General features: G+C 72.0%; 22 protein-coding genes and 1 tRNA gene. 13 read left to right on the plus strand and 10 right to left on the minus strand.

Going from position 1 to position 24,630, the window contains the following annotated elements; genetic code table 11:
• The first annotated feature begins 69 nt into the window (after positions 1-69).
• From Val02_RS08530 to Val02_RS08540, 3 genes are all read left to right on the plus strand, one after another.
• Positions 70-1,383, plus strand: coding sequence for a DUF58 domain-containing protein (locus Val02_RS08530; protein ID WP_203898355.1), 1,314 nt, complete (start codon positions 70-72; stop codon positions 1,381-1,383).
• Positions 1,384-1,501: 118 nt separating this feature from the next.
• A complete protein-coding gene (locus Val02_RS08535; RefSeq protein ID WP_203898356.1) occupies positions 1,502-2,131 on the plus strand; it encodes a hypothetical protein in 630 nt (209 codons plus the stop codon).
• Positions 2,132-2,330: 199 nt separating this feature from the next.
• On the plus strand, positions 2,331-3,848 hold the full coding sequence (locus Val02_RS08540) for a S8 family serine peptidase (protein WP_203898357.1): 1,518 nt from the start codon (positions 2,331-2,333) through the stop codon (positions 3,846-3,848).
• A 75-nt stretch (positions 3,849-3,923) separates the two neighbouring features.
• Here Val02_RS08540 and Val02_RS08545 read toward each other — a convergent pair whose 3' ends face one another.
• Positions 3,924-6,308 carry a VWA domain-containing protein gene (locus tag Val02_RS08545; protein ID WP_203898358.1) on the minus strand — a complete coding sequence of 795 codons (2,385 nt, stop codon included), beginning with the start codon at positions 6,306-6,308 and terminating at the stop codon, positions 3,924-3,926.
• Between the two features lie 81 nt (positions 6,309-6,389).
• On the opposite strand from Val02_RS08545, the gene Val02_RS08550 reads away from it, so the two are divergent.
• Together Val02_RS08550 and Val02_RS08555 are read left to right on the plus strand one after the other, a co-directional pair.
• Entirely contained in the window at positions 6,390-7,742 is a 1,353-nt protein-coding gene (locus Val02_RS08550) for an NAD(P)/FAD-dependent oxidoreductase (RefSeq protein WP_203898359.1), read from the plus strand.
• A 990-nt stretch (positions 7,743-8,732) separates the two neighbouring features.
• The gene (locus Val02_RS08555; RefSeq protein WP_203898360.1) at positions 8,733-10,253 is read left to right on the plus strand and encodes an alpha/beta fold hydrolase; all 1,521 of its coding nucleotides are present in this window, start codon (positions 8,733-8,735) and stop codon (positions 10,251-10,253) included.
• Between the two features lie 69 nt (positions 10,254-10,322).
• Here the strand turns inward: Val02_RS08555 and Val02_RS08560 are convergent, their stop codons facing one another.
• Complete coding sequence (locus tag Val02_RS08560; RefSeq protein ID WP_203898361.1) at positions 10,323-12,209, minus strand: DUF6311 domain-containing protein; 1,887 nt, start codon at positions 12,207-12,209, stop codon at positions 10,323-10,325.
• A gap of 100 nt (positions 12,210-12,309) precedes the next feature.
• Between Val02_RS08560 and Val02_RS08565 the strand changes: the two genes are divergently transcribed.
• The 3 genes from Val02_RS08565 (at position 12,310) to Val02_RS08575 (ending at position 13,646) form a co-directional block, all read left to right on the plus strand.
• Positions 12,310-12,390, plus strand: a tRNA-Leu gene (locus Val02_RS08565).
• A 76-nt stretch (positions 12,391-12,466) separates the two neighbouring features.
• Positions 12,467-13,309, plus strand: coding sequence for a Bax inhibitor-1/YccA family protein (locus Val02_RS08570; RefSeq protein WP_203898362.1), 843 nt, complete (start codon positions 12,467-12,469; stop codon positions 13,307-13,309).
• 25 nt (positions 13,310-13,334) lie between these two features.
• Complete coding sequence (locus tag Val02_RS08575) at positions 13,335-13,646, plus strand: hypothetical protein (RefSeq protein ID WP_203898363.1); 312 nt, start codon at positions 13,335-13,337, stop codon at positions 13,644-13,646.
• A 166-nt stretch (positions 13,647-13,812) separates the two neighbouring features.
• Here Val02_RS08575 and Val02_RS08580 read toward each other — a convergent pair whose 3' ends face one another.
• The 3 genes from Val02_RS08580 to Val02_RS08590 are packed head-to-tail and all read right to left on the minus strand — an operon-like array spanning position 13,813 to position 16,899.
• Positions 13,813-15,060 (minus strand): acetyl-CoA C-acetyltransferase, encoded by a 1,248-nt coding sequence (locus Val02_RS08580; RefSeq protein WP_203898364.1) that lies wholly within the window; start codon positions 15,058-15,060, stop codon positions 13,813-13,815.
• A gap of 28 nt (positions 15,061-15,088) precedes the next feature.
• Positions 15,089-15,898, minus strand: coding sequence for an SGNH/GDSL hydrolase family protein (locus tag Val02_RS08585; protein WP_203898365.1), 810 nt, complete (start codon positions 15,896-15,898; stop codon positions 15,089-15,091).
• A complete protein-coding gene (locus tag Val02_RS08590) occupies positions 15,895-16,899 on the minus strand; it encodes an SGNH/GDSL hydrolase family protein (RefSeq protein ID WP_203898366.1) in 1,005 nt (334 codons plus the stop codon). The genes Val02_RS08585 and Val02_RS08590 overlap by 4 nt, the downstream gene beginning before the upstream one ends.
• A gap of 149 nt (positions 16,900-17,048) precedes the next feature.
• Here Val02_RS08590 and Val02_RS08595 point away from each other — a divergent pair, with 149 nt between their 5' ends.
• Positions 17,049-17,399, plus strand: coding sequence for a YkvA family protein (locus Val02_RS08595; protein WP_203898367.1), 351 nt, complete (start codon positions 17,049-17,051; stop codon positions 17,397-17,399).
• 6 nt (positions 17,400-17,405) lie between these two features.
• Here the strand turns inward: Val02_RS08595 and Val02_RS08600 are convergent, their stop codons facing one another.
• Together Val02_RS08600 and Val02_RS08605 are read right to left on the minus strand one after the other, a co-directional pair.
• Entirely contained in the window at positions 17,406-18,296 is an 891-nt protein-coding gene (locus Val02_RS08600) for a hypothetical protein (RefSeq protein WP_203898368.1), read from the minus strand.
• The gene (locus Val02_RS08605; protein WP_203898369.1) at positions 18,289-18,783 is read right to left on the minus strand and encodes a SigE family RNA polymerase sigma factor; all 495 of its coding nucleotides are present in this window, start codon (positions 18,781-18,783) and stop codon (positions 18,289-18,291) included. The genes Val02_RS08600 and Val02_RS08605 overlap by 8 nt, the downstream gene beginning before the upstream one ends.
• Before the next feature lie 77 nt (positions 18,784-18,860).
• Here Val02_RS08605 and Val02_RS08610 point away from each other — a divergent pair, with 77 nt between their 5' ends.
• On the plus strand, positions 18,861-20,231 hold the full coding sequence (locus Val02_RS08610) for a cystathionine beta-synthase (protein WP_203898370.1): 1,371 nt from the start codon (positions 18,861-18,863) through the stop codon (positions 20,229-20,231).
• Positions 20,232-20,234: 3 nt separating this feature from the next.
• On the opposite strand, the gene Val02_RS08615 is transcribed toward Val02_RS08610, so the two are convergent.
• Positions 20,235-21,167 carry a S1C family serine protease gene (locus tag Val02_RS08615; RefSeq protein ID WP_239152570.1) on the minus strand — a complete coding sequence of 311 codons (933 nt, stop codon included), beginning with the start codon at positions 21,165-21,167 and terminating at the stop codon, positions 20,235-20,237.
• Positions 21,168-21,256: 89 nt separating this feature from the next.
• Positions 21,257-21,715 carry a MarR family winged helix-turn-helix transcriptional regulator gene (locus Val02_RS08620; RefSeq protein WP_203898372.1) on the minus strand — a complete coding sequence of 153 codons (459 nt, stop codon included), beginning with the start codon at positions 21,713-21,715 and terminating at the stop codon, positions 21,257-21,259.
• 46 nt (positions 21,716-21,761) lie between these two features.
• Between Val02_RS08620 and Val02_RS08625 the strand changes: the two genes are divergently transcribed.
• The 3 genes from Val02_RS08625 to Val02_RS08635 all read left to right on the plus strand — a co-directional run bounded on the left by Val02_RS08625 (position 21,762) and on the right by Val02_RS08635 (position 23,921).
• A complete protein-coding gene (locus Val02_RS08625; protein ID WP_203898373.1) occupies positions 21,762-22,139 on the plus strand; it encodes a cupin domain-containing protein in 378 nt (125 codons plus the stop codon).
• 99 nt (positions 22,140-22,238) lie between these two features.
• Positions 22,239-22,538 (plus strand): hypothetical protein, encoded by a 300-nt coding sequence (locus Val02_RS08630; RefSeq protein WP_203898374.1) that lies wholly within the window; start codon positions 22,239-22,241, stop codon positions 22,536-22,538.
• 279 nt (positions 22,539-22,817) lie between these two features.
• On the plus strand, positions 22,818-23,921 hold the full coding sequence (locus tag Val02_RS08635) for an Hsp70 family protein (protein WP_203898375.1): 1,104 nt from the start codon (positions 22,818-22,820) through the stop codon (positions 23,919-23,921).
• A gap of 33 nt (positions 23,922-23,954) precedes the next feature.
• Here Val02_RS08635 and msrA read toward each other — a convergent pair whose 3' ends face one another.
• Positions 23,955-24,608, minus strand: coding sequence for a peptide-methionine (S)-S-oxide reductase MsrA (msrA, locus tag Val02_RS08640; RefSeq protein ID WP_203898376.1), 654 nt, complete (start codon positions 24,606-24,608; stop codon positions 23,955-23,957).
• Between the last annotated feature and the right edge of the window lie 22 nt (positions 24,609-24,630).

A 24,630-nucleotide genomic window follows, 5' to 3' on the forward strand; every position in this document is an offset into this window, starting at 1 on the left:
GACCGGAGTGACGAGGGAAGACGGCGCCACCGGGCGCCGGCCCGCGCTTGCGCGGGGAGCGGATCACTCATGAGCGAGACGCCGGACCGGACCTGGGTGCCCACCAAGGCGATGGGCCGGACCGTGCTGCTCACCGGCGTCCTGCTGATCCTCGCGGCGCTCTTCGGCCGGATCGACCTGGTCATCCTGGCGGTCCCGCTCGCCGTGGGCGCCGGACTGGCCCTGGCCCGCCGTCCCACCGAGGCACCGCTGGTCGAGGTCGCGATCGACGACCCGGTAGCCATCGAGGGAACGCCCCTGAGCGTGCGCCTCGGCTCCGGCAACCCGGACCGGGTCGGCTACGACCTGATGCTGCTGCGCCTGAGCACCGGCCGCTGGGTGCGGGTTCGGCACGGGGACCGGCCCTACGTGAGCCGCACCCAGCCGGGCGAACTCGTCGACGTCGACCTGGAGGGCTCGCTGCGCCGCTGGGGCCGGCACGCCGTCGGGCCGGTGACCGCGCATGCCGTCGCCTGCCACGGGCTGCTGGTCAGCGCGCCGGTGCGGACCGCTCCGCTGCTGCTGGACGGCTATCCGGCCACTGACCCGTTCGCGGCCGACGAGGCGATGCCGCGGGCGGCCGGGCTGGTCGGCATCCACCGCTCACGGCGACCCGGCGAGGGCGGCGAACTGGCCGGTGTGCGCATGTTCGGCCCCGGCGACCGGCTGCGGCGCATCGACTGGCGGGTCTCCCTGCGTGCCCGCGAACTGCACGTCGCGGCGACGCTCAGCGACCGGGACGCCGAGGTCGTGCTGCTGCTCGACGTGCTGCACGAGGCGGGGCGCTCCGGCGGGGTGGGCGGTGCCGCGTCGGTGTTCGACACGACGGTGCGCGCCGCGGCCGGCATCGCCGAGCACTACCTGAGCCAGGGCGACCGGGTGGGGATGCTGGAGTACGGCTTCCGCGCGCGCCGCCTGCGTTCGGGCAGCGGCCGGCGGCAGTACCTGACGATCCTGCAGTGGCTGCTCGACATCAAGGCGAACGAGTCCGCGCAGGAGGTCGGCATCGGCATGTTCGACCTGCACCTGATCCCGAGTCACGCGCTGGTGATCGTGCTGACGCCGCTGGTCGACCCGCGCACGGCGGAGATGCTGGCGCGGCTGGTGCGTTCCGGCCGGATCGTCATCGCGCTGGACACGCTGGGCAGCCTGAAGGTGCCGTTGCCGGCGACGCCGTGGATGGAGTCGGCGTACCGGCTGTGGGGCCTGGAGCGGCAGAACCTGCTGGGCCAGCTCGGCGAGCACGGCGTTCCGGTAGTGACGTGGGCCGGCGCGGGCAGCCTGGACCAGGTGCTGCGGGACGCCGCGCGGCTCGCCTCGGGCCCGCGGGCGGGCGCCCGATGAGCGCGCGGCGGGTCGGCGCGGTGCGGCCTGGACTGAGGAGCGCAGGGAGCGGAGCGACCGGAGTGACGAGGGAAGGTCGCGCCATCTGGCGTCGGCTCGCCGTTTGCGCGGGCAACAGATGAGCGCCGCGAAGGCGGAGCCGGCGGGCGAGCGGGAGGGCACCGTCCGGCCGGAGCTGGTGCTGATCCGCAAGGGCGCCTCGGACCGGGTGGACCGCGCCAAGCGGATGGTCTCCCGCGCCACCGGCTGGCCCCTGGTGGTGCGCGGCGCGATCTTCCTGTTCGGGCTGATCGCGCAGGCGCTCGCCTATCCGCCGCAGGCCCTCGCGGGTGCGCCGGTGCTGGCGTTGATGCTGATCGCGCTGCTGCCGACGCTGTGGCCGCGGACCGGGTTCGTCAGCGGGTTCTACATCCTGACCACGCTGGCCTGGCTGGCCGCCACCACGCTCTACGACGCCAACGCCAGCCTGACCCGGCTGTTCGCGCTCGCCGCCGCGCTGTATCTGGTGCACAGCACCGCGGCGCTCGCGGCGGTGCTGCCGTACGACGCGGTGGTGCCGCCCGTCGTGGTGCTGCGCTGGCTGCTGCGGTCGCTGGGCACGGTGGTCGTCGCGACCGTGCTCTCCGCCGGCGGCCTTTTCCTGTTGAACCGGACCGAGCCGCACACCTACTTCGCCGCCACGCTCGTCGGCCTGGCCCTGACGGTGGCCGTCGTGGGGGTCGTGGCGTACGCCGTGCGACGGCGCTAGGAGAGGTCTGTTCGGCACGGCCGGGCGGCACTTGAGGGGACTGGCCGGAAGTTTTTCCGAACTCCGCCGCCTGATGTCAGGCGGTGCGGCGGACGCGGGCTCCGAAGCGGTTTTTGGGGTTGCAGCCCGGTGACACGGGGTTTCGGATCGGCAACCGTGGTCTCACCGCACCGGAGAGATCCCCACGGAAGGAGGTCCGGTGTCTAACTCCCCCCAGACCACCCGGTCCTGGCTGAAGCGCTGGACCATGACGGCGCTGGCCCTCACCATCGGCGGCGGCGCGGTCGCCATGGCCAACCCGGCCACGGCCAAGCCGACCGAGCCCGCTCCGCAGTGGAGCGTCGGGCCGACGACGACGCCCGTGTCGCAGGTGCTCGCGGCGATCAACGCCGCCGAAGCCCCGGCCAAGGGCATCGACGGCCGCGGCGTCGGCGTGGCGCTGATCGACACCGGCGTCGTGCCGGTGCCCGGCCTGCCGGCGGACCAGATCGTCAACGGCCCGGACCTCTCCGTCGAGTCGCAGGTGCCCAACCTGCGCTACCTGGACGGCTACGGCCACGGCACGCACCTCGCCGGCATCATCGTCGGCAACGACCCGGAGGCCGGGTACGTCGGCATCGCCCCGAAGGCGAAGCTGACCTCGCTGAAGGTCGCCAGCTCCAACGGCGCGGTCGACGTCACCCAGGTGATGGCCGCGGTCGACTGGGTCGTCGCCCACAAGAACGACGACCCGGCCAACCCGATCCGCGTGATCACCCTGGCGTACGGCACCGACAGCAGCCAGGACGCGCGGGTGGACCCGCTGACCTACGCCGTCGAGCAGGCGTGGAAGAACGGCATCGTCGTCGTCGTGGCGGCCGGCAACCAGGGTTCGAAGACCCGGAAGCTGACCAACCCGGCCGCTGACCCGTACGTGCTCACGGTCGGCTCGGTCTCCAACGACGGCACCAGCACCCGCAAGGACGACGACGTGTCGACGTTCTCGAGCTGGGGGCTGGGCCGCAAGGTGGACCTGGTCGCACCGGGCGAGTCCATCGTGTCGCTGCGTAACCCGGGGTCGTACATCGACACCAAGTACCCGACGGCCCGCGTGGGCGAACGCCTCTTCCGCGGCAGCGGCACCTCGCAGGCGACCGCCGTCACGGCCGGTGCCGTGGCGCTGCTGCTGCAGAAGCGCCCGAACCTCACGCCGGACCAGGTGAAGGACGTTCTCAAGGACTCTGGTGACCGGCTGCGCGGCGGCAACATCTACAACGTCGGCGTCCGGGAGCTCAACCTCGGCAAGGCGTTCTACGAGCCCAGCTTCTTCGCCCACACGCAGTGGTGGAACCAGTGGGGCACCGGCACCGGTTCGATCGAGAAGTCCCGCGGCAGCAGCCACCTGACCGACAACGGCGTGGAGCTCAAGGGCGAACGCGACCTCTTCGGCCCGCTCAGCAGCAAGGAGTGGGCGGCCAAGAGCGCGACGCAGAAGTCCTGGGTCGGCGGCGTCTGGATGGGCCGCCGGATGGCAGGCGACGGCTGGACCGGTACCTCGTGGGCGTCCCGCACCTGGGCCTCGGGCGTGTGGCCGGGCAAGAGCTGGTCGAGCAACCCGTGGTACTCGGAGTCCGACTGGGACGGCCGCTACTGGGCCGGGCGCTACTGGGCCGCCGGCAGCTGGTCGGGCCGGTTCTGGGCGGCGGGCGCGTGGAAGACGAACGACTGGGCCATCTGAGCCCGCGGAAGCTGCGCACTGGGGGGTAGGAAGCGAAGGGGCGGACCGGTCACGGTCCGCCCCTTCGCTGTGCGCCTACCTCGGCGGAAGAAGACCGGCCTGCCGGGCCCGGCCGAGCCAGCGCGGCCATTCGGTCAGCATCAGGTCGTAGAGCAGGTCGTCGGGCAGGTTCGCCGGGTCGTTGACGGCGAAGAAGGCGGAGTTGTCGATGAACCGCCCGGAGAGGCTGTCCAGGTTCTCCAGGAACGAGAAGTCGCTGCGCTGGCCCTGCGCGTGGAACGCCCGCTGCCGCCCCCGCGCGTCGACCGCACGCGGCGTGTCCCCGATGGCCATGAACTGCCAGAACACCGGCTCGAACCCGCTGTGGCGCAGCTGGTCGACGGCCACGCTCTGGTCGTAGGTGGCCCCGTCGGTCAGGAACATCACGTACACCGGCTGCGGCGCCCCGAACGGCTGCTGCCGCGGCCCCTCGAACCCGAAGAAGTGCCGGCGCACGAGCCGCATCGCGGAGCCGTACATCGTGCCGCCCTCCAGCGGGTGCTGGCGCAGCGCCTGGGACAGGAACATCCCGGCGTTGTGCAGGCCGAGCTGGCCGGCCGGGTAGGCGTTCGCGCCGTACAGGAAGACGTCGACCTGCTCGGAGTCGGCGATGCGCAGCGCGAGGGCGAGAACCCGTTCGGCCACCCCCTGCACCTTCCCGGAACGGTAGAGCCCGCTCATCGACGCGGAGATGTCGAGGCAGAGCGCGACCCGTGCGGGTTGGCCGCCGAGGCCGCGCTTGTCCAGCCCGACGGCCGCCCGGCGGGAGAGTGCGAGCAGGTGCGGGGCCTGGGCGGCACGCTGTTCCATCCGGGCGAGCTGTTGCTGCTTGGCCGGATGGATCGGCACCGGGATGTGGTGCGTCTGGGTGGGCATGGCCCGCGTGGGATTCGGGGCGGGCGGATAGCCGCCGGCCGGGTTCTGCACGGGCATGGTGCGGGTGGGCGGCAGGTGCGGCGGGCGTTGCTGCTGGTGCGGCCCGGGCTGGTACGGCGCACCCTGCTGGGGCTGCGGCCCGGGCGGCGGCATGTAGGGCGCCATCGGCGGGGCCGGCGGGGTGGACATGGGCGCGGCCGACACCGGTGCCGACATCGGCGGTCCGCTGGCGGGCGGCGCACTGTACGGCGGCGAACTGGCCGGCGGCCCGCTCGCCGGCGGCGCGCTCGCGGGGAAGTCCGGCTCCTGCGGGTTGTAGTACGGATGCGGCGTGACCGACGGCAACGTGTAACTCGGACTAGGCCCGCCAGCCGCCCCCGACGCCCCCGCCGGAGCTGATGCCCCCGCCGGGCCCGAGACCCCTGAGGACCCCGACGGTCCGGAGGCCGCCGATGATCCGCCGCCCGCCGAGGCCGGGGAGGCCCCGCCGCCCGCGGAAGGCCCACCCGCCCCCGAGGGCAACGTAAACCCACCGCCCGCCGACGAAGACGCGGACGCCGACCCGGACGCAGGCTCCGCCTCACGCCGCGCATGCCGCCCCCCACCGACCGACGCCGACCCGGAAACGGAAGCGGACCCGGTGACCGACGCCGACCCGGAGACGGGACCGGGCCGCGAGGAGGAGGCAGAGGAGGAAGACGTCGATGAGGAAGGCGGCGAGGAGGAGGGCGGCGCCAACGGCGAGGACCCCGACGGCCCGTCGGACGGCATCGTGAAACTCGGCCCCGCCCCACCCCCGCTCTGCGGCACGTCCCAGATGGCCGCACCGCCCGCCGGGTCCCAGTCGCCCGGCGGCTCCCACTCCTCCTCGTCGTCGCCGTCGAGGTCCACCGGCGGCGGCGCCAGCGGCGCGCCCGGCACCGGAGGCGGCGGCAGTTCGCCCAGGTCGGGGATCTCGTCCGGCGCGAGGGCGGTCTGCGGCGGGGCCGTACCGGTGGCCGGGGAGGCGGGCGCGGTGACCGGTGCCGGCGGGGTCTCGTCCTCCTCGACCCCGACGCCGTGCGTGGTGGCCAGCCCGTGCAGCCCGTTGTCGAACCCCTGCCCGACCGCCCGCAGCTTCCACTGGTCGCCGCGCCGGTACACCTCGCCGAAGAGGAACGCCGTCTCCGTGGTGGCGTCGGTGATGTCGAACCGCGCGAGTTCGGCGCCGTTGCTGTCGTCGAGGATGCGCAGGTGCAACCCCGGCACCGCGCTGAACGGCCCCCCGTCGGCGGAGCCGCCGATCATCACCCGCTGTACGTCGTCGGGCACGGCGCGCGTGTCGACTATCACGGTGTCCGCGGTCGTGAGCTTCACCGCACCGCTGTCGTGGGCCGGCTGGTTGTAGAAGACGAAGTCGTCGTCGCTGCGCACGCGGTGGTTCTCGCCCAGCAAAAGCGCGGAAACGTCCACGTCCGGCACGCCCGCGCCGCTCTCGAAGCCGATCACCGCCCGGACGGTGCGCGCCATGAGCGGGATGTTCTGCCCCTTGCTGAGCCGCGTCATGGGTTCAAACTTACTGAGACGCCCATGACATTCGTGGGACGTGGTCGCGATCACGCCTCCCACCGCCGTGAACATGGCCCCGTGAGCAAGCAACGCATTCTCGTGGTCGGAGCCGGGCACGTCGGCCTGTACGCCGCACTTCGCCTGACCAAGAAGATCAAGTCTCACGAGGCCGAGGTGACGGTTGTCGATCCGCAGCCGCACATGACGTACCAGCCGTTCCTGCCGGAGGCATCGGCGGGCAACATCTCCCCGCGGCACTCCGTCGTGCCGCTCCGTCGCGAGTTGAAGAAGGCGAACGTTCTCGCCGGCGAGGTCACGAGGATCGAGCACGCCCGCAAGGTGGCGACCGTGCAGCCGATCGTCGGGCCGGCGCGCGAGGTGCCGTACGACCACATCGTCGTGGTGCCGGGCAGCGTGTCCCGGACCCTGCCGATCCCGGGCCTGCGCGAGCACGCCGTCGGCTTCAAGACCATCGGCGAGGCCATCTACCTGCGTAACCACGTTCTCGAGCGGCTCGACGTGGCAGCGGCCACGACGGACCCGGACGTGCGCCGCAACGCCCTCACGTTCGTCTTCGTGGGTGGCGGCTATGCCGGCATCGAGGCGCTGGCCGAGATGGAGGACATGGCGCACGACGCGCTGCGCTACTACCCGGAGCTGAAGCACTCGGACATGCGCTGGGTGCTGGTCGAGGCGACCCGCCGGGTCCTGCCCGAGGTCGACCCCGACATGGGGGCCTACACGGTCCAGGTGCTGCTCAAGCGGAACATGGACATCCGTCTCGATACCCGCCTGGAGTCCTGTGTGGACGGTCTGGTGCGGCTGTCCGACGGCGACGAGTTCAAGGCGGACACGATCGTGTGGACCGCCGGCGTGAAGCCGAGCCCGATGCTCAACCAGACCGACCTGCCCCGGGACGAACGCGGCCGGCTCACCTGCGACGCGCAGCTGCACATCGTCGGCCCGGACGGCGCGATCGTCGAGGGCGCGTGGAGCGCGGGCGACTGCTCGGCGGTGCCGGACCTCACGTCGGAGACGCCGGGTGCGCTCTGCTCGCCGAGCGCGCAGCACGCCGTCCGGCAGGCGGCCCGGATGGCCGACAACATCGTGGCCACCATTCGCGGTCGCCGGGGCAAGGATTACGCGCACAAGCACGTCGGTTCGGTCGCCAGCCTGGGCCTGCACAAGGGCGTCGCGCAGGTGTACGGGATCAAGCTGACCGGCATCCTCGCCTGGCTGATGCACCGCACGTACCACATGAGCCGGATCCCGAGCTTCAACCGCAAGGTGCGCGTGGTGGTGGACTGGACGCTGGCGCTGTTCCTGCGGCGCGAGGTGGTGTCGCTCGGTGGCCTGCACCGCCCGCACGACCCCTTCACCGAGGTCACGCCGTCGATTCCCGCCGAGCCCCGGGAAGAGCTGAAAATCTAACTGCCTCATTGCGACGGTCCGCCGTGGTGCGGACCGTCGCTCCCGCCGAGCCCGCTCCGGGTCGCTCCGCCTTCGGCGTGATCGACCGCTCCGCTTGCCGGGTCCGCGTCCAGCCGCTACATCACCGCCCGCCCGAGCGCCTTGACGCCGTACGGGTGTGAGTTCACTGGGACGTGTGTGAGCCCAGTGCTGTTGTTTTTACTTGAGCTCAGTGAGTTCACACCCGTTCGGCCGCGCTCAAAGCTCGCGCTATCCGGTCCGGGTTCGCGCACACCGGGATTGCACGTCAAAAGGGCGACTTAAGCTGCCGGAGTCCCCACCGCCGACAGGCCCGGCTGCTCATGGCCGCAAACGTAATGATGCGAAAAGGTTTGCGGGCTGTGCCCGGCCGACCGGCATCCCTGAAACTACGCAATGTGATCGGCTCTGCCTCGGTCCGGGACTTGACGGTGTTCCTTGTCGACGCCATATTTGCGTAGGAATCATCATGATCACCGATCAGTTCACACCCGCACCATTGATCGTTCGCCTCCGGCGGTCACGTCAAACATCCAGCTCAGAACGCCGCGAATCGACCGTGCAACGGCCCTGCTCCTGGCCCGGACCGACACTGGGTTCGCCGAGAATGCAGATACTGACGACGATCGCGGACACGGACGCACCGAACGCTGTGTGTCACCTTCTGTCACGGCAGGCGATCGTCCGCGAGAACCGGGGATGACCTGATCCGACGTGGTGCGAGATCACCGCGCCATATCGAGAGAGGGCGACCGAATGGCTTCATCGAAGAGAAAGAAGTGGCAGACCTTACTCCCTGCTGCGGCAATCGGTGTCGTATTCGCGGCAGTGCTGGCGGTGATTCCCGTGGCGAACGCGGAGACGGCTGCCCGCGCCGACCGAACGAGCGGGGTGGAAAAGGCCCGGGTCGATTCCGTGCCCACGCCGGTGTTGCGGTGGAAGCCGTGCAGGGAGTCCGCCGAATGTGCGACCGTGGCGCTGCCGCTCGACTACGACCAGCCACGCGCCGCGACCGTGGATGTCGCGGTCCTGCGGGTCAAGGCCAAGGACCAGAAGCGCCGGATCGGCAGCCTCTTCGTCAATCCTGGCGGCCCCAGCCTGCCGGCCACCGATTTCGCGTTGGAGATGTCCGAGTCCCTGAGCGCCGAGGTGCGTGACCGCTTCGACATCGTCGGTTTCGACCCGCGCGGCGTCGGCGCGAGCACGAAGGTCCAGTGTTTCCCCTCGGCCGAGCAGCAGGCCGAAGTGCTCGACGGTCTCCTGGCGACCGTCTTCCCGGTCGGACCCGTGGAGGAGAAGGCCACCGTGCAGGGCGCGAAGGCGTACGGGAAAGCGTGTTCGACCACCGGCAAGCCGCTCGCCGGCGCCATGTCGACGGCTGAGGTGGCCCGCGACATGGAGGTGCTGCGCCGCGCGGTCGGTGACCCGAAGCTGAACTATCTGGGCCGCAGCTACGGCAGCGTGCTGGGGCAGTTCTACGCCAACATGTTCCCGGAACGATTCAGGATCATGGCTCTCGAAGGAGTTCTCGATCCGCAGGCCTGGGTGGGCAGCAACACCGACCAGAGCCTCCGGGAGCGGCTGCGTGCGGGTGAGGCCACCCACCGCTCGCTGTCCGAACTCCTCACGCGTTGCGCCCAGGTCGGCGGGACGCACTGCGCGTTGGCGGCCCGGAACCCGGCGAAGAGGTTCGACACGACCGCGAACCGGTTGCGGGCCGGACCGCTCGAACTCGCCGGCAAGAACGGAACCCGCACGTTCACGTACGCGGAATTCATCAACATGATCATCGACGCACTTCTCGCCGAGGACGTCTCCGACACCACCAGCCTGGTGGCCGATGTCGAGACGGCGGTCGCCGGCGGTTCGGCCGAGGCGCTCCTCCGGCGACTCGAGTCCGCTGAGACCGCCGCGGGTGACGAGGGCGCGGAAGTCGAGTACGACCACGGGTTCGACGCCTTCAGTTCGGTACTCTGCACCGACGCTCTGCACCTGAAGGACGCCGAAGCGTACGCCGCCTCGGCCAAGCGCGCGGAGCGGACGGCCCCGCACTTCGGACTGCTCTGGGCCTGGAACGAGCCGCACTGCGCCCGCAGCACCTGGACCGTGCGCGACGCGGACGCCTACACCGGCCCGTTCGACCGCAGGACCGCCGCTCCGGTGCTCTTCGTGGGCTCGAAGTTCGACCCGCTGACGAATTTCGACGGGGTCGTGGCGGCGAGCCGGCGGCTGCCGAACTCCGGCCTGCTCTCCACCAACCAGTGGAGCCACGCCGCCTACGGCACCGGGCAGTGCGTGACCACGGCTGTCGATCGCTACCTGCTGACCGGCAAGCTGCCGCCCAAGGGCAAGGTCTGCGCCGACGGGCCGCAACCCTTCACCGAACCGCTGGCCGCTACGGGCACGTCGGCCGGAGAACGGGGTGCGACCGGTCCGGCCACGTCGGATCCGCGGCGGAAGTCGCTCCTCCCGCGCGTCATGCGAGCCGGCTGACACGCGGCGCGGGCGCCGCGTCGCACCGCCCTCGCCGTGGGGCCCGCGTCCGGCGGCAGCCGCGCGCTGCTACACCGGCCAGACGTCGACGTCGGCGATCGACTGCCCGGGACCGAAGAGCGCGTTCATCGTGGTGCGCAGCGGCTCCCGGTGCGGGCGGTCGGCGAGGACGAAGCAGCGGGCGTTCCAGTAGAGGGCGTCGGCGATCGCCGCGGACCGCTCGGTGTCGCCGACGACCGGGACCTCACCGGTCTCCGCGACGCGCGCGAGCAGCTGCGACGTCGGCCGGGGGAACGTGCCGAGCGAGGCCTCGCCGCCCGGCCCGTAGGGCCCGATGAAGGATCCCTGCGGGAGCGCGAAGCCGGTCCCGGCGGCCGTCGCCCAGCGCATGCTCTCCGGCCGGCGCGGCTCCGGCAGCGGCACCGGCACCAGCACGCCCCCGCCGCTGCCCGCGCAGCCGCGCCACCAGCCCTGGGTGAAGTAGCGCGGCACCGGCGGCCGTTCGACGGTCCGCATGGGCACCGGCGCGATCGGCGCCAACGCGCACGCCACCGCGAACGGCACCACCAGCCGCGTCCACCCGGCCTGCACGCGCAGCGCCTGGTCGACCGCGAGCGTGACGAGCGCCGCGAACATCGGCACCGCCGCGAGCGCCAGCCGTCCGGGCAGCGCCGCGGAGATCACGGGCAGGCCGTCGACCAGCGCGTACGGCAGCGGGACGTCGGTCTGTTCGCCGTCGAGAACGAGTCGTGGGCCGAGCGCGAGCACCAGCAGCCCCGCGCCGGCCGTGGACGCCGCGATCACCACCGGCCGCCGCAGCAGCCACAGCGTGGCGCCGAGGATCACCAGCAGCAGTGGCACCCCGAAGTAGCCGTTCAGCTCGGCGACGTCGGGGGAGTAGGCGGCCGCGGCGGCGTCGCCGGCGAGCGACACGGGGGAGATCTCGACGAGTGCGGCGGCGTCGAGGCTGTACCGGTAGCTCGGGTACGGCCCGCCGTGCACCGCCTGCGGCCCGCCGAACATCACCCACAGCGGGTACGCCAGCAGCAGCGCCGTGATCCCGCCCGCGAACGCGAAGCCCTGTCCGATGTCCGGCAGCCGTTCCCGCAAAGCGGCCCGGTCGGCGAGCCAGAACACCACCAGGAACAGCGTCCCGCCCACGGCCGTCAGGTAGAGCACCTCCGGCCCGAGGTGGAACTGGAGCGTGACCAGGAACCCGAGCAGCGCCGCCGTCAGCAGCAGTTGCCGCCGGTCGGACGTCTGGCAGATCCGCACGACGCACCACACCATCGCCGGCACCAGCCACTGCGCCGTGATGTGCGGGTGCCCGTACGACTGCGCGATCATCCCGGGCGCGAACCCGGCGAGCGCCGCCCCGAACGCCGCGGCCGCCCGGTGCCGCCCCCAGGTGCGGGCGAAGAGCAGGTACCAGCCGATCGCCGTGGCGGCCAGGTTGCCCGCGGTCGCCACGGCGAAGCTGACCGCCGCCCCGAACGCCAGCGTCACCGGCCCCAGCAGGACGCCGAGCAGGATGACCGAGGCGTTGCTCAGCAGGTTCACCCCGTCGGGGGCATTGAGCCGCTCCGTGACCAGGGAGAAGTCGCCGGAATACACCCGTGCGCCGTACGAGAGGAACCACTCGGCGAGGATCTGGTCGTCGGCGCCGGCCGCCAGCGCGTGGGTCCGCGGACCGGCCCACAGCCCCTTGGTGATCAGCAGCGCCACCAGGCAGAACGCCGCACCCGCCGCGGTGTCGACCAGCGCCGGCCGTACCAGCGGCGCCGGTGCCGACGCCTCCTCGGACGGCTTCTGCGGCGGAGGAAGGGCCGGTCCGATGATCCTCGACGGGCGGTCGGTTCCGATGAGTGCGACGATCTTTGCGGTGGCCGACTGGCGCCGCTGGGACGGGATCTCCGCCGTTTCCTCCCGGTCGTCCGGGGGAGTCGCGCTCGTCACGTGCCCGACCCTACTGCCGTCCGGTCGGCCGGTACGGCTCCAACCGGCCACCCGATACGGTGATCGCCGCTTTTTGCGACGATGCCGAGGACACACCCCTGCCCGGGTGGTGGAAAGGCAGACACGGCCGCCTTAAAAGCGGCTGCCGAGAGGCGTGCGGGTTCGAGTCCCGCCCCGGGCACATCAGTTTCCCACCCCGTCCCCGCGGGAATGAGCAGTAGGTCAAGTACCAGCTGTTCTCCATGGGGAGGCGGAACGTGCAGAGTTCCAACCCGGTGCTCAACCGCCTCGGCGACGCGGCAGCCCGCGAGCGCGGTGGCGGTTCCCAGGGGCAGTGGGCCCCGCCCGGACAGAATCCTTTCCAGAATCAATACGGTCAGCAGTACGACCAGGTTCCGCAGTACCAGCAGCAGGCACCCGGCCGGGTGATGACCCTGGACGACGTCGTCGTCCGGACGATCATGCTGCTGGCGCTCACCGGCATCGCCGGCGCGCTGTCGTGGATCCTCATCCCGCGCGGCAGCGGGGTCGAGTTCCTCGCGATGATCGGCTCGGTCCTCGCCGGGCTGGTGCTCGGCCTGGTCATCACGTTCGCCCGGGTCACCAATCCGGTGGTGATCGCCGCGTACGCGGTGATCGAGGGCGTCCTGCTCGGCGTGGTCAGCCGCTTCTACGAGGCCCGCTTCGGCGGCATCGTGATGCAGGCCGTCGCCGGCACGTTCGTGATCTTCTTCGTGATGGCGGGGCTGTACAAGGTCGGTGCGATCCGGGCCACGCCGCGGTTCCGCAAGTTCGTGATCGGCGCGTTGATCGCCTTCGTGGTGCTGAGCCTGATCAACTTCGTGGCGTACCTGGCGGGCTGGGACATCGGGCTGACCGACGGGGTCGACGGCCCGGTCAGCGGCCTGGCGATCGTGTTCGCCGCCGCCGGTATCCTGATCGGCGCGCTGACCTTCATCCTCGACTTCGACCAGGTCGAGCAGAGCGTGCGCGCGGGACTGCCGGAGAAGTACTCCTGGTACTGCGCGTTCGGCCTGCTGGTCGGGCTGATCTTCCTGTACTGGCAGGTCCTGCGCATGCTGAGCTACCTGCGCAGGTGACCTGGACCGACCGAACGGGAGCACGATGACCGAGGACGAGTTGGCCCGAGAGGTACGCCGGCTCGTCGACCGGATCGGACACTGGACGCCGTCCCGATGGGCGGCGTCCGGTGCGTCCGGCGACGGCAGCCGCGCCGACCTGGTACACGCCCTCACGCAGGCGCTGGCCGACCGGTCGGCCGACGCGGAGGGGCAGCCGCACCGGGCCGTGCCCCGACCGGAGCACGACCCCACACTGGCCGACATGGTGCGGGTGCTCGCCGCGGACCTGGCGGCAGCGGGCGGCGACGTCACGGCCGCCGCCCGACTGGTCCACGAGACCGGACAGGCCCTCTAGGTCCTGTCTCGTGTGTCACGCCGGCCTGCGGCGGACTCAGACGCCGTCTGGCCGCACGCCGGTCACACCCGGATACGACACCGGTATCCGGGCGCGCCCGGCGCACACCCAGCCGACCCCCGAGCCTCGCCTCGGCTCGACGTGATCCACGAGACAGGCCCTGGCCTCAGCTCAGGCGCTCGACGATCATGGCCATGCCCTGGCCGCCGCCGACGCACATCGTCTCCAGCCCGATCGACTTGTCGTGCCAGGCCAGCGAGTTGAGCAGGGTGCCGGTGATACGTGCGCCGGTCATCCCGAACGGGTGCCCCACCGCGATCGCCCCACCGTTGACGTTGAGCTTCTCCGTCGGGATGCCGAGGTCCCGGGCCGACGGGATCACCTGCGCGGCGAACGCCTCGTTGATCTCCACCAGGTCGACGTCGGCGATGGACATCTTCGCCCGCTTCAGCGCCTGCTCGGTCGCGCCCACCGGGCCGAGCCCCATGATCTCCGGCGAGAGGCCGGTGACCCCGGTCGACACGATCCGGGCCAGCGGCGTGATGCCGAGCGCCTTCGCCTTCGTGTCGCTCATGATCACCACTGCGGCCGCGCCGTCGTTCAGCGGGCAGCAGTTGCCGGCCGTGACCAGCCCGTCGGGGCGGAACACCGGCTTGAGCCCGGCCACCCCCTCGATCGTCACACCCGGCCGCGGGCCGTCGTCCGTGCTGACCACGGTGCCGTCGGGCAGCGTGACCGGAGTGATCTCGCGCTCCCAGAAGCCGTTCTTGATGGCCTCCTCGGCGAGGTTCTGCGAGCGGACGCCGAACTCGTCCATGTCCTCGCGGGTCACGCCCTTGATCCGGGCCAGGTGCTCGGCGGTCTGGCCCATCGCGATGTAGATGTCCGGCAGCGCGCCCTCGGTGCGCGGGTCGGTCCAGGTGTCGGCGCCGCCCTGCGCGTACTGCTGGGTGCGGGCACCCGCCGCGGCGAACGTCGGGTTCTGCCAGCCGCCGCCGACCTTCTCCTGTGCCTCGGGCGGCAGGCCGTCGGAGTTGCCCCGCGCGTAGCGGGAGACGCACTCGACGCCGGCCGACACGAAGACGTCGCCCTCGCCCGCCTTGATCGCGTGGAACGCCATCCGGGTGGTCTGCAGCGACGAGGCGCAGTAGCGGGTCGTGGTGGCACCGGGCAGGTGGTCGTGGCCGAGCAGGGTGGCGACGACGCGGGCCATGTTGAAGCCCTGCTCGCCCCCGGGCAGCCCGCAGCCCAGGTAGAGGTCCTCGACGTCGGCGGGATCGAGCTGCGGCACCTTGTCGAGGGCGGCCTTGACGACGGTGGCGGCCAGGTCGTCGGGACGGACGTCCTTCAGCGAACCCTTGTGCGCGCGACCGATCGGGGAACGGGAGGTGGCGACGATGACAGCTTCCGGCATGCCGTCATGTTACTCGCGCGTAATGGAGTTAGAAGGGGGTGCGCGAGGCGGCGTTGACGACCGCCGGCAGCAGCGCGTGCGCCCACACCCGGTAACCGTCGGCCGACGGATGGAACCCGTCGTGGCAGAGCGTGCCCGGATCGGCGCGGAACACCGGACCGGCCCGGTCGGCGAGGTCCACCGGCACGCCCCCGGCCTCGCGGACGGCCTCGGCCTGCGCCTGCGCCAGCCGGCGACCGTGCCAGCCGACCAGTTGCCGCAGCGGCGGCGCGAACGCCCGCGCCGCACCGAGGTCCGGGCAGGTGCCCACGATCACCGCCGCGCCGGCCCCGCGCAGCCGCCGCACCGCCGCCGCGAGATGCCCCGCAGCGTCGGAGGGCCGAGCCAGGCGGCTGGCGTCGTTGGCGCCGATCAGGATCACCGCGACGTCCGGTCGCTTGCCGACCAGCGCCCGCGCCACCTGGATGGCCAGGTCGGCCGAGTGCGAACCGGCGACGGCCACGCTGGACAGCTCGACCCGGCGCCCGCCCGGCCCGTCGGCGAGCAGCGCCGCGAGCTGACCGCCGACCGTGTCGGAGACCCGTTCGACGCCGACGCCGAGCCCGGTGGAGTCGCCGAGCAGCACCAGCCGTAACGGCACCGCCTTGGCCTGGCCGACCGTCGAACGCATGGCCAGCTTCATGTCAGGTTTGGCGTAACGGCGCCCGCGCGCGGCAATGGTCTCCGCGGCGAGCAGGGCCGCCCCGCCGACAGCGCCGGCCAGCGCGGTGACCGCGGCGGCGCGACCGGCCCGCCGGAGCACACCACTCCGCCCGGAACGCTCTCCGTTGTCCGTCATGACCCACCCTCCTGGGGCAAGGGTACGTGTGTCGGGTCCGCCGGTCGGCCCACATAACGCCACGCTCGATGGCGCAGCTGCGCCCACCTGCCCCGACGCCCACCCACTCCCGGCACAGGGCTCACCTCCGTCCCGGACCGGCTCACCGCGTCCGCGGCGGCCTGCGGCAGCGTCCGAACGCCCTCGTCGGCGTGCGCCGGCGCGGACGGCATCACCGGCTCGGTCAGCGCCGCGACGGCGGTCGGCAGCAGCGCGGCCGAGGCGGCGATGTACCCGTCGATCGACGGATGGAACCGATCGGAGCTGAACATCCGGTCCGGTTCGGCCGCGAACGCCGGCCCGAGCAGGTCGCCCAGCGACACGGTGCGCCCGCCGGAGGCCACGACGGCCACGGTCTGCGCGGCCGCGAGCTGCCGGCTCCAGCGCCGCGCCAGCCAGCGCAGCGGCGGCTGGATGGGCTGCACCGAGCCCAGGTCGGGACAGGTGCCCACGACCACCTCGGCGCCCGCCTCGCGCAGCCGGCGCACGGCCGTCGCGAGCGCCCGCACCGCCGCCGGAACGCCCTGCCGGTGGGTGACGTCGTTGGCGCCGATGAGGATCACGGCGAGCTGCGGCGGGCGCTCGAGCGCGCGGTCGATCTGGGGCTCCAGATGGCGCGACTCCGAACCGACGATGGCCACGCAGTGCAGCTCCACCGGCCGGTGCAGCTGCTCGGAGAGGCCGGTCGCGAGCAGGGCGCCGAGCGTGTGCCGGGGCGACTCCACCCCGTACCCGGCCGCCGACGAGTCGCCGACGATCGCCATGCGCAGCGGTTCGCCGTCGTGGAAGCCGCCGTAGAGGCCGTCGCAGCGTGGGGGGATCTTGTCGGCGGGCGGAATGATCCGGCGGGCGATCATCGCCTGCCCGATCAGGACCCCGGTGGCCAGCGCGCCGGCCGCCGTCACCCCGAGCCCGCCGTAGGCAGCCGTCAGGGCCACCCGTCGTGCCACGCCGAGCCGCATTCCGCCCCCCTCCAGATCCGATCTTGCCTCTCCCACGCTAGCCAATCGCGGCGCCGGAGCGCCTGCGTGGTGATCAGAGATCCATGCGTCAAGTGTGGCTGGCGCGGGTACCTCACCATGACAGGCAGTTGAGGGATGGGGTGGACGGAATGACGACGGAACTGCGCCGCCGTACCGCGTGGAAGGCTCTGCTGCGGGCGTTCAAGCCGGGGACCCCGGGCCTGGGCCGGCGGCTGGGGGCGCTGCCCCGGATGGTCCGGGCGACCCTGCGCGGCCAGTACGACGGCGGGTCGCGGCTGGCGATGATGGCCGTGTCGGCGGCCTACATCGTCTCCCCGATCGACCTCGTGCCCGAGGGCGCGCTGCTGCTGATCGGGCTGGTCGACGACGCCGCCGTGGCCGCGTGGTTCGCCGGCGCCCTGCTGGACGAGACCGAACGCTTCCTGGCCTGGGAGAAGGCCCGGGAACAGGTCATTCCCGGGACCTTCGTGCGCAGCTGAGCGCGCTCAGCGCTGGGCGTTGCGCATCCGTTCCGCCGCCTTCTGTGCCAGCCGGGTCGCCTCCGCCTGACTCATCAACTCGGTCGGCCTGGCCAGCCTGTGCGGCACCAGGAACTCGGTCCAGAGCCGCCCGACCTGCACCAGGGCGTACATGTCCTGGCCGTTGACGGAGCTGACCGTCACCAGGAACGCCCGGTCCCCGGCCGAGATCTGCACGGGATCGACCCGCATCTGTGACGGCGGGCTGTACGGAGCCTCGTAGCTGCGGCACTTGTTGACGGCCCGCTGGTACCAGTCCATACCGGCCCGCGCCTCGGCGTCGGTGTCGAAGAGCTCCATCCGCTGGATCAGCGACGTTCCGGCGACCGGCTCCGCGGGCTCGTCGGGTCGAATCGCGCGGTGCCACTTGTCGCTCGCGTCGGGGAGGCTGCCGAAGGTCGCTGCATCCGGGCACCAGCCGAGGAAGTACGCAAGGTTCCAGTCGCCGCTCTGCCCGTCGGAATTGTCGGTGACCCGATTGTAGGAATCGGCGAGGTCCTGCGTCTGGATCAGCATGCCGGCGGAGATCTTGGTCAGCGGTGGGCGGCTGGGGGACGAGTTCGGGGACGAGGGTGCGCCGGTCGAGGGGCTTCCCGCCGAGGGCGCGGGGCTCGGTGGACCGCTGGGCGATGGAGACGCGTCGGCGCTGCTCAGCGGGGGTGGCGGTTCGGGGCCGGTGCCGCGGCCGGCGAAGGCCACGCCGCCCGCCACCATGATCAGGACCGCGAAGGTCGCCCCGGTGACGGCCATCCGGCGGTTGCGCGTGTTGCGGCGGGCGCGGGTGCGTACGTCGTTCACGCCGGGGGCGGGGAGCGAAGCGGTGTCCCCGTAGAGGGCCGCGAACAGATCATCAGGCACGGGTTCCCTCCTTGATCTCGGTGCCGAGCTTCTCGGCGAGCGTGCGCCGGCCGCGAACGAGCAGCGTCTTCACGGTGTTGACGGGAATGCCGGTCTGCTCGGCGACCTCCACCACGGACAGGTCGAACAGGTGGTGCAGCACGATCACGTGGCGCTGCTTCGCCGGCAGGGTGCGCAGGGCGTTCGTGAGGGCCACCGTGTTCTCGGACGGGGGTGCCACCGCGTCGGCGACGCCGTGCCGCCGGTACGCCTTGACGCCGTTGCGCAGCTTGCGCCAGCGGTTGACGTACAGCCGGTACGCGACCGTGCGCAGCCACGCCTCCGGGTCCCCGTAGCCGCTCACGGCCGACCACCGCTGCCAGGCCCGGGCGTATGCCTCCTGGGCCAGGTCCTGGGCCTCCGCCAGGTCCCCGCCGAGCGCGTACAAAAACGTGGTGAGCCGGTGCCACGTTCCCCGGTAGAACTCGTCGAAATCAGGATCATCCACGCTCGCCTCCCCGCCGGCTGTCGTGGATTAACACACGTCGCCCACGAACCGGGTTTCACCACTTGCATACTTGCTGCGTGCGCTACTACGACAACGTCGTCGAGTTGATCGGCAACACGCCTCTCGTCCGGCTCCGCAACGTGACCGCCGGGCTCTCTTCGACCGTGCTGGCAAAGGTCGAGTACTTCAATCCCGGTGGCAGCGTGAAGGACCGCATCGCGCTGCGCATGGTCGAGGACGCCGAGAAGTCCGGCCTGCTCAAGCCCGGTGGCACGATCGTCGAGCCGACCAGCGGCAACACCGGCGTCGGGCTGGCGCTGGTGGCGCAGCTGCGCGGGTACCGGTGCGTGTTCGTCTGCCCGGACAAGGTCTCCGAGGACAAGCAGAACGTGCTGCGCGCCTACGGCGCCGAGGTCGTCGTGTGTCCGACGGCCGTCGCGCCGGAGGACCCGCGCTCGTACTACAACGTCTCGGACCGGCTGGCCCGGGAGATCCCCGGCGCCTGGAAGCCGGACCAGTACGCCAACCCGGCCAACCCGCGTTCGCACTACGAGGAGACCGGACCGGAGCTGTGGGAGCAGACGGAGGGGCGGATCACGCACTTCGTCGCGGGTGTGGGCACCGGCGGGACGATCTCCGGCATCGGCCGTTACCTCAAGGAGGTCTCCGGCGGGAAGGTGCGGATCATCGGCGCCGACCCGGAGGGTTCGGTCTACTCGGGCGGCACCGGGCGGCCCTACCTGGTCGAGGGCGTCGGTGAGGACTTCTGGCCGACGACGTACGACAAGTCGATCGCGGACGAGATCGTGGAGGTCTCCGACAAGGAGTCGTTCGCCATGACCCGGCGGCTGGCCCGCGAGGAGGGGCTGCTGGTCGGCGGCTCGTGCGGGATGGCGGCGGTCGCGGCGCTGCGCGTGGCGGCGGCCGCCGGCCCGGACGCCGTGGTCGTGGTGCTGCTGCCGGACGGCGGGCGCGGCTACCTGTCGAAGATCTTCAACGACGAGTGGATGGGCCGCTACGGCTTCCTGAGCACCGGTTCCGAGGCCGAGGCCACCGTCGCCGAGGTGCTCGCGGGCAAGGCCGACCGGATGCCGGAACTGGTCCACGTGCACCCCAACGAGACGGTCCGCGACGCGATCGACTACATGCGCGAGTACGGCGTGAGCCAGCTGCCGGTGCTCAAGGCGGAGCCGCCGGTGGTGACCGGTGAGGTGGCCGGTTCGATCGCCGAACGCGACCTGCTCGACGCGCTCTTCACCGGCAACGCGCAGCTGCACGACCGGGTCGAACGCCACATGGCCGACGCGCTGCCGATGATCGGCGGCGGCCAGCCGGTGAGCGAGGCGCGGGCGCTGCTGGAGAAGTCCGACGCCGCGCTGGTCCTGGTCGACGGCAAGCCGGCCGGGGTTCTCACCCGCCAGGACCTGCTGGCGCACCTGGGCCGCTAGGTCCTAATCCAGGCGGGCGGGTATCGCCACCACGTCCACCAGGGCGCCCCGGCGCAGGGCCGTGATGGGCAGGCGGGTGCCGATGTTCGAGCCGAGCATCAGCCGCTGCACGTCCTGAACGCCCTGCACGGCTTTGCCGCCCGCCGACAGCACGATGTCGCCGACGAAGAGGCCGGCCTGCGCCGCCGGTGCGCCGGCAACGACCTCGACCAGGCGCAGCCCGCGCCGCTGCCCGAGCCGTTCCACCAGGTGCGGCGGTAGCGGTGCGGGCGTGCCGGCGAGGCCGAGCCAGGCGCGTTCGACCCGGCCGGTGGCGATGAGCTCGGAGATGATCCGGCGGGTCGTGGCGTTGATCGGGACGGCCAGCCCGACGCCGAAGCCGGCCACCGCCGTGTTGATGCCGACGACCCGCCCGGCCGAGTCGGCGAGCGCCCCGCCGGAGTTGCCGGGGTTGAGCGCGGCGTCGGTCTGGATCACGTCGTCGATCGAACGCACGTGCCGGCCGCTGCGCACCGGCAGCGAACGCCCGACCGCGCTGACCACGCCGGCCGTGACCGAACCGGCGAGGCCCAGCGGGTTGCCGACGGCGATGACGAGCTGGCCGATGCGCAGCCCGTCGGCGTCACCGAGGGTCGCCGGAACGGCCCGCGGCTCACGCAGCCGCAGGACGGCCAGGTCCGCGAGCGGGTCCGCGCCCACCACGTCGAACCGGCTCTGTTCGCCGGAGGTGAACTCGGCCAGCCCGTCGGAGGCGCCCTCGACGACGTGCGCGCTGGTCAGGGTGAGGCCGTCGGGCGTGAAGACGACGGCCGAGCCGGCGCCGTCGCCGCGGCGGGTCCGGACGCTGAGACTGGCGACGCTGGGTAGGAGGGCGGCCGCCACCGAGGTGACGGCCCGGGAGTAGGCGTCGAGGGCCACGCTGTCTTCGGCAGGCACTGTGTCCTCGGCCGGCGCTGCTCCCGCGGTGACGTCGGGTTCCATGCCGGGGTCAACACCGCCCCGGCGGCGGTCGATGCCGATGTGGGTTATGCCGAGGGCGAAGCCGCGGAGGGCGCCGCGGCGCGGTCGATGATCGTGGCGAGGCCGTGTTTCAGGGTCCGCAGGCCGGGGTCCTCGAGGAGATCTCCGTACTCGTCCTCCAGTTCCCCCATGATCTGTCCTGCCTCGTGCCCGAACGCCCGCCCACGGTCGGTCATGGAGACGATCACGGCCCGCTGGTCCTTGGGGTCGGACTCGGCGCTGAGATAGCCGAGGTCGACCAGCTCACGGACCAGGCGCCCCATCATCTGGCGGGTGATGCCGGCGCGGGCGGCGAGGTCCGTGATGCGCGTGCCGCCGGGGTCGAGCCCGGCGAAGACCGGGATGTGTCCGGTCCGCACGCCCGGATGGCCGCGCTGCTGTAAGCGGTCGATGTAGGTCGCCTGAACCGCGCGGATGGCGCGCAGCAGCAGGCGAGCGAGATGCACGTCGGACACCAGAGCCATAGGAAACTCCATTTACTTTTTACGAAACCATGTTTAGCTTGTTGCCATGACAACAGTGATTCGCGCGGCCGAGGCACCTCGGTTCGCGCTCCCGGGAGTGAACTTCGCCGGCGGCGCCGCCCCGTCGCGCGGCTCCGACCAGCTCTGCGTGTGGCGGCTCACGGTCGACGCCGGCCACATCACCGACACACACCACACCGTCGACCGGGACGAGGTCTTCACCGTGCTCTCCGGGCGGGTGCGCTTCGGCCCCGACCAGCCGGAGCTCGGGGCCGGTGACGTCGCGATCATCCGCGCCGGCGACCCCATCGCCGTCGCGAACCCCGGCTCCGAGCCGGCCGAACTGGTGGTGGCGATCACCGCCGGATTCACCGCCATGACGGCGGACGGTACCCCCATCGGCACGCCTCCGTGGGCCGCCTAAAGGGCACAATCGCGGTCGCACAGTTAGTCCGGTGGTGGGGGGTGGCGGAGCGCATACCTTGGTCTCGCAGCAAGTTGCAGGTCGAGCGGAGGAGGGATCATGGCCAGTGTCGACCAGCGCTCCGAACCGGCGGATGTGATCGATCCGATGCTTTGGCGTGACGCACAGGAACTGCTGTCGCGACACACCGCACCGGACGCCACCGGGCTGTGCGTGGAGTGCGGACGGTCCTGGCCGTGCGTGCCCCGCCGCTGTGCCGAACGCGCCGCGGCGGCATCCCGCCGCCCCTGGAACGAGTCCTGGACGGCCCGCCACGACCTGCGCACCGTGCCCGCCCCGCGGGCCGGCCGGCACCGTGCCGGAACGCACCGTTCGAGTGGCAACCAGGGCGCGTATTGACCCGTTAGGAACACCGAACACCGAGACATTCCCGTGGTGGCAGGCGGTGCCCGCCAACACCGCCGACCACCGTAATCCCGTCCGGAACTGGGCCCGGCATGCCTCCGCCGACCCGGCGCCTCCGGCCAGGCGCCCCTCGCAAGAGGGCCGGACGGGACCCCAGGGCGGGCGAGAGAGTGCGATGACCGGTTCCCCCGCAAAGATCGCGATCGCGCTTCTCTCGCCCGCCCTATACATGTCCCGGCAAGGTGCCCGGCGCGCTGTTCATACACTGCGATCGTGAGCACCGGTGCGACGATGCTGGCCGTCGACTTCGGTACGGCCACCACGGTGGCCGTACTGCACTTCGCGGACGGCCGGGTACGCCCGCTGCTCTTCGACGGATCGCCCCTGCTCAGCTCCACTGTCGCGGTGGGCGCCGACGGCACCGTTCTGGTCGGCAGCGACGCCATCCACAGCGGCCGCACCCGCCCCGCCGCCGTCGAACCGCACCTCAAGCAGTGGGTCGGCGCCAGCGGCATCCGGCTCGGCGAGCGCGACGTCGCCGTCGACGAGCTGATGGGCGCCGTGCTGACCCGCGTCGCCGACGAGGCCCGCCGCATCCTGGCCCGGCCGCCGGACCGCGTGGTCGTCACGCATCCGGCGTTCTGGGACGGCCCCCGCCGGGCGGCGCTCCAGTCGGCCCTGCGCCGGGCCGCGCTGCCCGTTCCGACCCTTATCCCGGAACCGGTGGCAGCCGCCGCCTATCTCGTCTACGGCGTGCGCGCCCGGCTCCTGCCCGGCGCCACGGTGCTGGTCTACGACTTCGGCGGCGGCACGTTCGACGCCACGCTCCTGCGCCTCGGGCGCGCCGGCTTCGAGGTGCTGGCGTTCGACTGCCGCGCCGACGTCGGCGGGCTGGACGTCGACGCCGCCATCGTCGACAGCATCGGCGCCCGCCTGCACGCCTCCGAACCCTGGCTGCGCCTCATGGGCGCCGACAACGCCGCCGACCGGCGCGCGCGGTGGACGTTCTGGCAGGACGTGCGGGCCGCAAAGGAGATGCTCTCCCGCGCCCCGACGGCGCCCCTGCACGTGCCCGTCGTCGAGCAGGACCTGCCGCTGCACCGCAGCGAACTGGAGCAGGCCGCCGCACCCATCGTCGAACGCACGCTGCAGAGCAGCGCCGCGGTGTTGGGAGCGGCGGCGCTCACGCCCCGGCACCTGGCGGCCATCTTCCTGGTCGGCGGGGCCTGCCGGATGCCGGTCGTGGGGCAGGCGGTGCATCGGACGTTCGGGGTGGCGCCGGTCGTGGTGGAGCAGCCGGACCTGGCGGTGGCCGAGGGGGCGGTGCACGCCACCCTGGCCGGTTCCGCCTGGGGCGGCCCCGCCCTGCCCCGCTGACTCAGCCGGTCGCCAGCGGGGCGGGCAGGTCGGTCAGTCGAGCTTGGCGACGCCGATGGGGCAGCTCATGCCGTTCGGGCCGTGGTTGCAGTAGCCGCCGGGGTTGTGGTGCAGGTACTGCTGGTGGTGCTCCTCGGCGTAGTAGAACGGCCCCGCCTCGGCGATCTCCGTCGTGATGTCGCCGAGGCCGGCGGAGTTCGTCACCTGGTTGAACAGCTCCCGCGACTCCAACGCCCGGGCCTTCTGCTCATCCGTGGTCGTGTAGATCGTCGAACGGTACTGGGTGCCCACGTCGTTGCCCTGGCGCATGCCCTGCGTCGGGTCGTGGTTCTCCCAGAACACCTTCAGCAGCTGGTCGTAGCTCACCTTCGCCGGGTCGAACACCACCAGCACGACCTCGGCGTGCCCCGTGTGGCCGGAGCAGACCTCCTCGTACGTCGGGTTCTTCGTGTACCCGCCCGCGTAGCCGGCGGCGGTGGAGTACACGCCGTCGAGCCGCCAGAAGAGGCGTTCGGCACCCCAGAAGCAGCCCATCCCGAACACGGCGGTCTCCAGGTGCTCCGCCCAGGGGCCACGCAGCGGCGTGCCGAGGACGGGGTGCCGGTCCGGAACGGCGATCTCGGTGTCGCGCCCGTCAAGGGCCTGGTCGGCGGTGGGCAGGTCGAGCTTCTTGTACCGCAGAAACACGGGCACTCCTTATGGGCTGTGT

It is taken from the genome of Virgisporangium aliadipatigenens (assembly GCF_016863615.1).
In the GTDB taxonomy this organism is placed as follows: domain Bacteria; phylum Actinomycetota; class Actinomycetes; order Mycobacteriales; family Micromonosporaceae; genus Virgisporangium; species Virgisporangium aliadipatigenens.